Here is a 12727-nt window from a genome sequence, read left to right as displayed (position 1 = left end):
CCTTGCATAAACCTATTTCACCGAGCTGACAAAAAATGTTGCATATTCGCGCTCGCGCTCCTGATTTCGAACGATGATGGTGTACCAGCCGGCTTTCGGGAAAGCGACGGTAAAGTTTTTGGAAGTCAGCTCTGCATAGGTCAGCTTGGTTGCAATACTCTTCATCTGACCCTCCCGATACAGCCCGGACTGGTAGAACACATCGTAGGTACCGCGCTGGTTGATCATGTCAACGCCGCCCACCTTCATTTTGTCAAAGCCGCTGATGTTAAACGTAAGCTTGTTCGTATCAAAAATAGCGGTTTCGCCGAGCGAAGAAGAGATCAGCCTGTCGTTGGCGAAAATCCGGATTCCGTCAGCCGCCAGCACATAAACATCCTGTACGGCAGTCGCCGAATTGCCGACCTGATCGACGGCGGTATAAGTAACGCTTTGACGTCCCGTTTTGGACAAATCAAGTCCGGATACCGTCACCTTGATATTTTCCGGTGCGGATACGTTGTCAGTAACCGTATAGCCGCCAAGATCAACCTTGGCATCAAAATTGGCCTGGTTCTGAAGGATGCCTGCAAAGCTGCTCTTCAAGCTAATCTCCGGCGCAGTGTTGTCCAGCCCCTCCACAACAGCGGAGGCCTTTCCGACATTGCCGATCAGGTCGACCAGCGCAATCGTTACGGAGCCATTGCCTTCCACCACTCGGGTAAAGGAATAGCGGCCTTCCGCATCACTAATGCGGTTGGTATATTGACCTGCATCGTCGCGTGACGGCCTGGTTCCCAGAAAGACAGGATTATGAGACTCCGTTTGTCCGGAAATAGTCAGCCGCTGCTTGCCTTTGGCATAACGCTTGCCGTCAATCGTCACGATTTGGTCCTCGGACAGCTCATTGCCGTCTTCATCAACAAAGCTGTATTCAATGTGCGCGGGCTCAGGACCATTGGCAATTAAATGTGTTATTGATTCATTGACCAGGGTTGTATTCCCATAGGTGTCGCTGATGGCAAAGGAGTAGGCTCCATTTTTTGTAATCGTCAACGTACTGGAGCCGCCCACGACATTAAAGTCTTTTCCAGCCGGGTCGGACTTTTCAACGGAAAGCACAACGCCGTTAGCCGCAATGATCTCGCCTTGGTTATTTTCAATGGTGCCAAAGGTCTGATCGCTTCCCATGCCGTATTGATAGCTTCTGACAATGCGCACATTAGGCGGCGTTTTGTCGATGTGGCTAACTGTTGCGGTTTGCTCGGCGATATTTCCGGCTTCATCTGCAAACTGGAAGGTAAAGCTGCCGTTTTCCGTAAAGGTGTACGTATTGCGTCCGCTGTTGTTCAAAACCGTAACCGGTTCGTTGGACTCCAGCTTAACAACCGCATTTCCGTTTGTTGGAGTCGTGCTCATATAATAAATGCTGCCGATTGGCGGCGTATCGTCTATATTGCCAATTGCAATATAAAGCTTGCCTGTACGGCTCGGGTTAGCCAAGTCCGTCAAATTAAAGGCGTAATACCCATTCTCCCGAACCTTGAACGAGCTGCCCATTTGCTCCAGACCGGAAGGCGGATTATCCTCCGCAGCTTTGACGCGAATGCCAAGCGGCGCCTTGATTTCTATGTTGACGCCGGTTGTCGAGCTCACTGGTTTAACCGTGTTTGCAGTCGCCAGCGCATAGACCGGCTCCGTCTCGGACAGCTGCTGGAATTGCAGGTCTACAGGGTCGCCGCCTTCGCCTCCGTTCACCCGATACTTGATCTTCATATCAAGCAGCGCGATGACGCTGGAAGGAAGCTTTGTGGAGATAAAGTTGGTGTAAGGCTGCCATTTGCTCCAGTTTTGGCCCCCGTTGGTCGACAAGGAATATTCATATCCCTTTTTGTCCGGCGTGTCCAAGTTAAGATTGATAATGCCTGTATAACCGTCTGTCTCATCGCCGTACATATAAATCAGGTTAGCCGAGCCGCCCGACGGAGTAGAGGAATCAGCCAGTGAAATGCTGAACAGCTCTGTGGAGGCTACGGTCTGGTTGCCAGCGGCATCGCCTGCCAGAACGTAAAGACGATAATTGGCGGTTTCACCGGGGTTCAGCCATTCCTTGGCGTCAAGGATGACCTTGCCGTCCAATGGCAGTCCGAGCCATCCACCCGTTAAAGGATCAGGCGCCGGCGCGCCGTCAGCCACCCACTGGTACTGGCGGAGTGCAACGGCGGCCCGCCCTGCCTCTTCCGCTATCGTAACAGTTACCTCATGGCTTTCCTGCGGATAAGCTACGCCGTTGCGGCTAAATCCGACCACAGGAGGCTCGTTGTCGAAATAATAGACTTTGGAATACGTATAAATCCGGTCTTCCGCACCGGGATTTACAACAACGTGCACATACTGCTGGCCGCTGTAAGCGTCCTGCGACGACAAGTCATATTCGTATTCTCCGCCGCCTGAGGGAGAAACGATTATAATGCCTTCCTCTCCAGCCTGCCGATAAACGCTGGCAGTAACGGTTTTATAGGCGGACTCCGATGTGGGACGATTGATACTGGATGACCAGGCGTAAGCCACGCTTTCCGGCTCCAGCCCGCTTAAATAAAACTTAATATCATGCTTCTGCTCGTAAGCAGAATTGCTATCTGGTAAAAATGCCGCTTTGACGATAGATGACGAATCGACAATAATGGTTTCCGCCAGGAAGGTGTTCAGCATATTGCCAGCCTTGTCAGAAGCGCGCACGTGGAGGGTATATTTCCCATCCTCAGGTATCTGGTTGAGCGTCGAGATGGACGCCTCTCCATTCCCATCTACCGCGAGCGCTTGCCACGCTGCTTCGCTTGTCGCTTCTCCGGCTTTTGCAAATTGAAAATAGGCATTTTGCAGGCCGCTGTGAGGATCGGCAATCTTTACGGAAACAACCGCTTCCGCTGTTGAATTGCCGTCAATATTGGTGAAATCCACCGCTGGCGCTTTATTGTCAAGCAGAAACGGGGTTAACCCGTACGTCCAGTTGGAATCCTCCTGCATAAAGTCGCTTAGCTTCCACAGATCAAGATTGGCGTAATCGCCTACGGCAGCAAGCGCCTTTGCATTGGCGTAAGCCGTTTGATCAGCCTCCGAGCCGCCTTGCTCATCCTTCCACGCCTGATATTGGACCGGATTTGTTGTAATATAGGACTTCATTTTTTCATATTGGGCCAGCTCGCGCGCCGAATCCCAGGTCATGTCCGCCGTCCATGCATGCAGATACCAGATGCCGCTGTTGTCGGCCAGCAGCGCTTCATCCGGCGGAGCTATCATATTGGTTTTGTTATTGGCAACAGCCAAATTAAGCGATGCAAATTTCTCTGCATCCTCCGCTGATTTGTACAAGTCCTCGCGCGGCTGCTTTCCAGTAAGGGAATAACGTTTGATTGCCGCATAGTTGTCAGCCGCCTTGGAGTCAAAGGGATTTTCTGCACTTTGGCTCCAAATGTAATAAACCAGGCCCACCGTCGGCGCAGAAGCTCCTGTCATATTGGACGGACGATAGATGCCCCGGCTGGGCAGCATAACCCCCGGATTATCGGGATCTAGAGGCGGCACAAGAATATCGGAATCGTCTGCGGCAATGGTTGCTTTGCCATTGCGCTGGTAAGTATTATTGCTGGCCCCGCCCGCCTCGAAAAAGAATTGAATCGTCGGGGGCGTATTGTCGATCATCAAATTGGCCCAGTCAATGGTAGAGTCCATATAAGTCTCATTGCCGTCTGTATGAATACCTTTGTAATTGGCTGGCTGCAGAAGCAGATTTCCCGCATAGTCCTGAAGCACCAGTGTATCGGAGGGCTTGCTATTATGAGCAAGCTCTATAACCTTCAGAAGCGGCGTTTCCAGCGTCTTATCATCCTCCAGCACAATTTTGAACAGCCATTTGTCTGTACCGGAGCCTGACTCATAGTAGGCCTTCATGCCGTTATTGAACAATAAATAGGTATCCTTGGCCTCCCAGGAGGAATTGTGATTGCGCCAAGGCACAACCTCCTCGCTAAATTGCACCAAAAAGTACATAACATCGTTGTTATTGACCGTTACGCCTGTCAAAATTTCGGGCTGAATGCCATTTCCGGTTTTCGTATATTTCGGACGAACTGCATCCACGATAATCCGGAAACCGCCCTCATCATAGTTGAAGGGATCATTAACGGCTTTGCCTTGCAAATAAGGATCGCTGCTGTCGTTGGGCCTTAAGGTTGTAAAGTCTATTCTGGCTGCATTGCCCGCAGCATCTACATATTCTGCTGCCTGAAACTTCTCGTATAGAGATTCGCCGGGATTGTTGTTTGTCGGCGCCGTCAGACCAGGCTCAACCGGCAGGTTGCCGCTGTTATGATAAATAATTCCCGTGTAGCGATAGGTAATATTGGTATAATATTTGGCCAGGCTGGCCGCGGTTGAAGTGTATTGCTGATTGACCAGATATTGCTGCTGCTCTTGAGCAGGCAGCCCTGTCCCAGCGGTATTGACGAACAGAGGATGTCTCAGAAACGCGTCCGTCACAGGATTGGAGGCTCCAGCGATAACCTCGCTTGGCCGCACCGGTTCGCTGAAGCGGTAGGTCAGATCAATTTTTTCGTCTTTTTTGACGTATAGCTCCTGCTGCGAGACGTTTTCATTCCAGCGCTGCAATCCGTCTCCAGTGAAGCTGTAGCTTGATAAAACGGGGGCTTTCGTATCTTTAAAGCGGACATACATCCTATCAGTGCCCACCGGCTTTTCTGCGATGTGATCCCGGATGCCCTCCACCCTGATTTTTATGATGGAGTTAGGTTTGAGATCAGCTGTGACCGAACGAGATCCAATGCCTCCGTCCCAAGCTCTTCCATGCAACAATTCTTGTTCTACTCCATTTGTTATTACAGACATACTAGCATCGGTTCCCTGATAGTTGTATTTGGGAAAACCTTCCTCGGACCAGTATAAATTGGCCCAGCCCATCTCCACCTCAGCCTGACCGCTTGCGGCAAGCTGCTTCAGCTGTTCATTGGCGCCAATATCGATTGTCAGTTCAATCCAGCCGCCCTTGCGCATTCGCATTGTGCCGATAGCTAGTCCAGCGGTATCGACGCCGCCCTGCTCATACGAAAAACCAGGCACGTTATTGACAAAGTTAATAAACATATTGTCTGGCGAAACACTCTGATTTCCCAGCTTCGCCTGGCCGACCCATACCTCCTTGTCAGCCGGCTGCGAAGCGCCTTCCGCGATTTGGGATTGCCGGAACGGAAAAAGCGCTGCCAACAAACTGATCATAATCAGCAGTGACAGGCTTTTTTTCCCTCGACGGAAAATTCCTAATGACCGCATCCACTTTTCCCCTTTTCTGTACGTTATAGTAAATTCATCTTCTGCTAAGCCCAAGTATAGCAGGCGGCACTAAACATGTTCTAAACAATCTAGTTCTAAAGTCCGATTATGATAGGAGGTTACATCTATTCGCCAATAAATCATTTGCTATATTCGCCCCAATTTTTTGAAAAAATGACTGTTATTTTTACCCCTATCAACTTTATAATTGAGATATCTAGAAATGCGTTTGGAGGGGTATTGTGACGGGTTCAAAGGCTTTACAGATGAATGAACTGCTGGACAAGCTGGAGGGTAAAATAAATGCCGAAGCCATCGGCGATATTATAAAAAAGACATATGATATTGATTTGAGTCGAATTCCGCTATTGCCCGGAATGATAATGGAGGATCAGGAGCCCGCAGCGGCCAAAAATAATAGAACCGATGCGTTGCACCTTATTTGGGAGCAAGGAGGAAGGCCTGGGAATGGGCCAGCCATTCGAGGACTGATTAATGAATGCTTCGGCGTTAATCTGGATGCCATCTCTACGCTGGACGGCAAAGGGATTTCGCTGTTTTCCAAAGGGCAATGGATTATAAGAGACCATGAGGACTGGATTGAATTGCATACCGGAGAAGGCGACCGGGATGTTTCTATATACGCCACTCCCCGCTGGAGAGAGCTGCATGGGGATGACGGTCTTCCCGCTGCTCTGGCAGAAGCGCTCATCCAGCTAGGGTATACTCCAGACCCGGACAGAAATCGCTTCAACTACTCCCGTACGGATGGCACAGCGGTTCCTGATGCTTTTAAGGGAGCTACCATTGCCGCCATTATGAATCACCTGATCCTTCAAATGCCCTCCACCTGAGAGCGTCTTATACTGAGGTAGGACACTCCGAACAACAAGAGAAACAAGAGCAACAAGAGCAACAAGAGTATTCATGTTTGCCTCCTATCACCATGACAGAAGGGATGCCTATGATCAGATACATGATCGCTAACTTTGCTTTATTTACCGCTTTCCTCTTTCTTTTTAACCTTGCTTTCCGAAACTATCTAAGGGCGAACAATCGCAAAATACCTTTTCGCATACTTATTGGTATAACGCACGGTCTATGCGGATTATTGCTCCTCCTGTACAGCTTCCGGCTGAACGAAACGACCGTTATTGATTTTCGTCAAATTATTGTATTAAGCGCCGCCTTTTACGGCGGCTTGCCGGCCTCTATTATAACCGCATTGTTCATAGCAATTGGCCGCTACCTGATGTTTGAAGGGCTTAACTCTTCCATGGTACAAGCCTTTCTATCAATCACCGTGTCCGGCATTGGCACCGGCATCATTATGCAATACACAAAAGTATACTGGCACAAATGGATATTCGGCCTGCTTTTTGTCGTAGCAAACGTATCGTTCTGGTCTTCTGTGTTGAGAGGGTTTTCGATAACTACGGCAACATACCTGGTGCTTATATGTTTTGGAGGTATATTTGCAGCAGCTTTAATCTCCTATTTCAATTCCACCAACCGGTTGGCAAGAGAGCTGGAGCAAAGCGAAAAACGGTACCGTTCCTTGCATGCAGTGCAGGAAGCGATCTTCCAATCCGCAACGCATACGGCGGTTACTGTGCTGGATTGCTCGGGGATCATTACGAATGTCAATAACGGCGCGGAGAAGATGCTTGGCTATTCCCGGAATGAGCTGATTGGTCAACCCCCGCTGCTCTACCATGATCGCAAGGAACTCCAGGACTTCGCGGAGCTGCTGTCGCAAAAAAGAGGGAAAACAATTATCGGAGCCGAGGTTTTCAACTGCGGGGCGCAGGAAACCCAAAATGAGGGACAGGAATGGACATATGTGCGGAAGGATGGCGTCCGTCTTACGGTGCTGCTAACCTTGTCTCCGCTCATGATGGACGGGGTAACGCTTGGCGTAATCGGAACAGCAACCGATATTTCCGCCCGCAAAAAAATGGAGGAGCATCTTAAGCATCTTTCGTTAATCGACGGCCTAACGGGAATTGCCAACCGCCGCCTCTTTGACGAAACGCTGCAGCAGGAGTGGACAAAAGCCGTTCAGCATCCCCAGCAAAAAGGATTGTCGCTTTTGTTGTTCGATATTGACAATTTCAAAGCCTATAACGATATTTACGGCCACCAGGCGGGAGATGACTGCTTGCGCAAGGTAGCCGCCGTCGCACGCAAAACGTTGAACTATCCCACTGCAACCATCGCCCGTTACGGGGGCGAGGAATTTGTCGTTATTCTCCCCGCCACGGATAGTCAGCAAGCGATGATTTTGGCCGAAAAAATAAGGAGAGCTATCGAAAAATCAGCTATTCCTCATCAAGGCTCCGCCATAGGCCAGTTTGTAACGATCAGCATTGGCGTATCCACCTATCACCCGAATAGTGATTCTAACGATCAGGAGAAGGCGGATTGGCTCGTCGCCAAAGCTGATGAGGCTTTATATGTCTCCAAAACCCAAGGAAGGAACCGGGTGACGCAATGGCGTCACCCGGTTCGCGCCGAGTAGCTTACGCCCCACTATGAGGAGCGAAATAGATAAAGGGGCTGTCCGTAATTATTCAGCAGAGAGGACCGGACGGGAAAGGGTGTCTTGAGGGCGAGTTTTTTTGTCCGCTTTTATCCACTAAAAAAATAGGATCGAAATAAAGCGGACAAAAATGTTTGAGCTTCCAAGATGCCCTTTTCAGGGAGGTACCGGTTTTGCTGAATCATGATTCACCGTAACAGTCATTTCGGGCAGTCCCTTTTTTCGCATTGCCCAACCTTCCGAGCTATTTGCCGAACGAGGATAAAAATTTGACGCGGTCCCCCATCGGCGGCGTCCCGTTATCGACCAGCACAACCTCCAGCACAGCCGGGCCTCCGGACCCAAGCAATGCATCTATGGCCTCCTGTGCTATATCCTCCAGCGAGCTCACCCTGTAATTCGGAATGCCCATCGCCTCCGCCATAGCGGCTATATTGACAAATTGCTGCTCAAAGGAAGAATGCACACGCTTGAATTGCAAAGAATGACCATGATAAACCATTCCTAAACGCGCATTATTTATCACAATAAACAAAATCGGTAAACCTTTTTCTCTTGAGGTTAAAATTTCCATTCCATGCATAAAAAAACAACCATCCCCTGTTATGCAAACGACAGGACGGTCCGGTTCAGCCAGCTTTGACCCGATTGCCGAGCCAATTCCGATTCCCATCGCTCCAAAGTGGACATTTATATTGAAAGTGTCCTCTTCTTTAACTGGCATATGGTGAATGACATAAGACATAAATTCCCCGATGTCCACTGTATAACGGGTATCATGGGGCAGCAGCCGTTGAATAAGTGACAAAACATTTTGCGTATTGTATTGCGCTTCCGTTTCAGGATCTTCAACATCGGCTGCAGCAGCCGTCATAGCGAAGGCATATTCCGCTTGAAGCGCGGCGTTATGTCCAGATTCGGCGTCTCCTTCAGCAAGGCTTGCCCCTGCCGGAAAACCAAGCCTGTCCAGCTCCTCCAGAATTCCGGGTAAAATATGCTCCATATCGCCCAGAACAGGCAAATCCACCTGATATTTACGGCCAAACACTGTTTTGTCGAAATCCAGTTGAATGACAAAACGCCCTTGCGTCAATCCAGCATTATAGTTATTGGTAGCTGTTTCGCCCAGGCTGGAGCCTGCAATCAGCACAATCCTGCGACTATCATCCGCCACAAGAGAGGAAGCCGACTCATGTCCGGCAAAACCAAAAACGCCCGCATTTAGATGATGCTCGGCAGGAAGATAGCCCTTGGCCTGCGGCGTTGTCGCGATCGGCCATTTCAGCCGTTCGGCAAGCTCCACCAACTTCCCGACGGAACCTCTGGCTCCTTGTCCCATCAGTATAAAGCCCGCTCCTCGGCCAGCAAGCTCCGCTGCCGCGTTCCTTATAGCTAAGGCGTCAGGCACGATGGCCTCGCGCGTTATTGCGGCCGGAATTACCGGCTCCCCGATATTGGCATGCTGCACATCAATCGGAAGAGCAACATGAACCGGACCCGGCACTCCGGATATGGCGATACCGCATGCTTTTACAATTTCGTCTAGCACATCCTCGCCTTTTGTCACTAATACGCTGTATTTGGTAACCGGGCGGAAAATAGGCGCTACATCAAGCTCCTGCGAAGCATTGGCTCCCATCGTGCCGACGGGAACAGCTCCCGTCAGGAACAAAACCGGCAAATGCTCCCTCATTGCATTTGCCGCGCCAGTTACCAGGTTTGTTGCCCCGGGACCGCTGCATCCGATACAAACGCTCATTTTTCCGGAATATTTAGCATAAGCCGCTGCCATATAGGAAGCTGCTCCTTCATGCTTGGTTACAACCGGGTCCAGCTCCGGCATATCATTTAATTCATCAAAAAACGCATTGACCGAACCGGCTGGAATGCCGAACAAATGAGTCGTTCCATTTTTACTCAAAAACTCTAAAACTGCGCGGGCTGCTCTCACAAATCAAGCCTCCGTTCCCCAAAAAAATATTTATCGGCTATGCCTTGAGCCGTCATCGGCTTGCTGAAATAATAACCTTGCATCAAGCAGCAATTACGGGCCGATAGAAACTCCACTTGCTCCTCGGTCTCCACACCTTCGGCGATTACGCTTAAATTCAAGTTGTGGGCAAGAGTAATAATCGTGTCGGTTATGGCCGCATTGTCTTCATCCGTCACAATGTCCTGCAAAAATGACTTGTCGATTTTCAACGTGTCAATCGGCAAGTTTTTGAGATAACCGAGGGAGGAATAGCCTGTCCCAAAATCATCAATCGCAATTTTTATGCCGATATCCTTAAGCTGCTTCATTGTTTTTAAGGTTAACTCGGTATTTTTGATGATCAGATTTTCCGTCAGCTCCACCCTCAAATATTCAGGGGACAAGCCGGCCTCCTGCAGCACGCTTTTGACCGTATCAAACAGGTTGCTCTGAGCGAACTGCCGGACTGACAAATTGACGGAAATGCTGAACAGCGGAAATCCCTGATCCTGCCACTGCTTAAGCTGCCGGCACGCTTCTCTAAGCGCCCATTCGCCAATTGGCACAATAAGAGCCGTTTCCTCGGCTATAGGTATGAATTGATCCGGCGCAATCATTCCCCTATGAGGGTGGTTCCAGCGAAGCAGCGCCTCCACGCCAACCAGCGTGTTGTCGGGATAGTTAATTTGCGGCTGATAATAAAGCACCAGCTCGCCTTGCTCCATTGCCCGATAGAGTGAATTTTCGAGCTTGATGCTTTCAAAGGTGCGGGTATCCATGCCTTCGCTGAAGAAATGATAGCTGTTTCCCGAAATCTCCTTGGACTTGTACATGGCGGTATCCGCATTTTTGATCAATATTTCGGCCGTTTCGCCATGATCCGGGTACAGGCTGATGCCGATGCTCGTTTTGACGTAGATTTCGTGGTCCAGCAGCTCGAACGGCTCCACAAACGCCTCCACGATGGAGTCGATGGCCTCCACTACTTCCTGCTCTTCCTTAATGCCCGGCAACAGAATCGTAAATTCATCGCCGCCCTGTCGCGATACAGTCGCGCCTTTGGGAATAAATTCTATCAGCCGTCCAGCTACATCCCGCAGCAGATCGTCGCCAAAGCTGTGGCCCAGCGTATCATTAATAAACTTGAAGCGGTCCAAATCAAGGTAAAGCACAGCCAGCTTATCTCCGTTTACCTGCGCCTGAACCAACCCCTGATTGAGCTTGTCCCTCAGCATGACGCGATTGGGCAAATTGGTCAGGCTGTCATAATAAGCATGATATTTGATTTCTTCTTCCATCTGCTTGCGCTGCGTAATATCCTTAAAGGTGACAACCTCGCCCAAAATCTGGTCTCCGTCGCGAATAGGCGTAATAACGAATTCCACCGGAAAAGCAGTACCGTCAAACCGGTAAAATTGCCGGGCGGATGAATCATGCTCCCAGCTTTCGTCAGACTGGGAGGCGGCTGCCTCCTCCGGACAGCCCCAGTTTCCGCCCGCGCCAAAAATTTTGCAGGAGGGACGTCCGATCAATTGCTCGCTGGACGAATAGCCAAGCATCAAGACGCCTGCTGGATTGCAAAACGTAATATTGCGGTCAAGATCCAGCCCGAAAATGCCTTCCCCCGCCGAATTAAAAATCAGCTCCTTTTCCCGGCTTAGCTGCCGCAGCTCCGCCACGACTCTCTCAAGCTCGTTATTTTTGACTGTAATTTCCGAGGTGCGTTCCTCTATGATGTTTTCCTGCTTCTCCAAATAAAGCAGATTGGACAAGGTTGAAGCAGTGGCGTCGACAATAGATTGTACAAAAAGGATGGTAACGTCGGGATAGAGCATGTCCCCTGCTTCCAGCTTCACGATAGCAATAACACCCAGAACCTCGCCCATTGCAACTAATGGTAACATAAAAATACCATTTATCCCAAAATTTTCGCAAAACTTGTGGTTCGGGCGCGGGTCCTGATAGATATTAGGAATCAGCACCGCTTTTTTCGTGCGAATGACCTCTTGAAAGACAAGATCGTTGTTTGCATCGATCGGGAACTTGTTATGCATATTGATCCAGTCTTCCTCGCTCCAGTCGCTGTCCTTGCTCAGCTTTGCGGGACGGATGTTGCTTTTGATGGGGTCCAATAAATGAACGCCAATATTGTAGTTGTCCAATACCTTGCCCAGATAGAAAAAACACCGGTCCAGGCTTTGCTGCATAGTAGAGCACATAGCCAAATCGCTTGTCACGTCCAGCAGCAGCTGCTTTTCGGCAATCAGATTTTCCTTAAAGGTCAGGTTGTTGGCATTCTGGATGGCCACCGCGGCCATGTTGACATAAGCCTCTACGGTCTGGATTTCGGACTCTGTCAAATTCATCGCGATACCATAATCGAACAAGAAAACAAGACCAAACAATTCCTCATTATAGGAAATAGGCAATACCAGAAGGGATTTGATCTTGAAGCCTTCAACAGCCCTGGGATCGGGGCGGTTGTCCTTTGCCGTATCGGGAATATAGATCGTTTTTTTGGTTTCGGCTACTTCGCGGGCCAGATGGTCGATATTCAGATCTATGACATGCATATCAAGCGTCCAGCCGCTGAGCACCTGCGGCTTGCCGACATAGCCGCGAAATGTTCCATCTGCCTGGGGCAGGTAAATGCCCACGGAATCGCACTGCACAATCTCCTCGGATATGGCTGTCGTCACATGCTGTAACACTTCCCGCAGCTCCAGATTGGTATTAATCAACTTTGTAAGATTGGCAAGCCGAGAGTACCTCGCTTGTTCTTTCAGCATCATCAGACCCCGTTTCCTATTGGTATGCACCAAGGTTTTTGTCTCTGCAGGTTTCCGCTCTTTGTTGTGTGTAAAATCGGCTCCCTCTCTATGTAATTG

The 12727-nt window shown here is 49.8% G+C and carries 5 protein-coding genes; 2 read left to right on the top strand and 3 right to left on the bottom strand.

What is annotated here, in order from left to right; all coding sequences use genetic code 11:
• Positions 1-12: 12 nt before the first annotated feature.
• Positions 13-5325, bottom strand: coding sequence for a DUF5011/hyalin repeat domain-containing protein (locus tag A7K91_RS03450; protein ID WP_068679703.1), 5313 nt, complete (start codon positions 5323-5325; stop codon positions 13-15).
• Between the two features lie 242 nt (positions 5326-5567).
• Here A7K91_RS03450 and A7K91_RS03445 point away from each other — a divergent pair, with 242 nt between their 5' ends.
• Both A7K91_RS03445 and A7K91_RS03440 read left to right on the top strand, forming a co-directional pair.
• On the top strand, positions 5568-6179 hold the full coding sequence (locus A7K91_RS03445) for a hypothetical protein (protein ID WP_156739288.1): 612 nt from the start codon (positions 5568-5570) through the stop codon (positions 6177-6179).
• A 110-nt stretch (positions 6180-6289) separates the two neighbouring features.
• The gene (locus tag A7K91_RS03440) at positions 6290-7846 is read left to right on the top strand and encodes a diguanylate cyclase domain-containing protein (RefSeq protein WP_068679700.1); all 1557 of its coding nucleotides are present in this window, start codon (positions 6290-6292) and stop codon (positions 7844-7846) included.
• 265 nt (positions 7847-8111) lie between these two features.
• On the opposite strand, the gene A7K91_RS03435 is transcribed toward A7K91_RS03440, so the two are convergent.
• Positions 8112-9818, bottom strand: coding sequence for a thiamine pyrophosphate-binding protein (locus tag A7K91_RS03435; protein WP_068679698.1), 1707 nt, complete (start codon positions 9816-9818; stop codon positions 8112-8114).
• A complete protein-coding gene (locus A7K91_RS03430; RefSeq protein ID WP_068679758.1) occupies positions 9815-12628 on the bottom strand; it encodes a bifunctional diguanylate cyclase/phosphodiesterase in 2814 nt (937 codons plus the stop codon). Before A7K91_RS03430 ends, A7K91_RS03435 begins: the two co-directional genes overlap by 4 nt.
• Positions 12629-12727: the final 99 nt, after the last annotated feature.

It is taken from the genome of Paenibacillus oryzae, from assembly GCF_001675045.1.
Classification (GTDB): Bacteria; Bacillota; Bacilli; order Paenibacillales; family Paenibacillaceae; genus Pristimantibacillus; species Pristimantibacillus oryzae.
Note: the sequence above shows the minus strand (reverse complement) of the source record. Positions and strands in the feature narration are given on the sequence as shown.

Bases quoted from the DNA above. Each gene is read 5' to 3' on its own strand.
- A7K91_RS03450 (WP_068679703.1), bottom strand. From the start codon at position 5,325: ATGCGGTCATTAGGAATTTTCCGTCGAGGGAAAAAAAGCCTGTCACTG.
- A7K91_RS03440 (WP_068679700.1), top strand. From the start codon at position 6,290: ATGATCAGATACATGATCGCTAACTTTGCTTTATTTACCGCTTTCCTC.
- A7K91_RS03430 (WP_068679758.1), bottom strand. From the start codon at position 12,628: ATGCTGAAAGAACAAGCGAGGTACTCTCGGCTTGCCAATCTTACAAAG.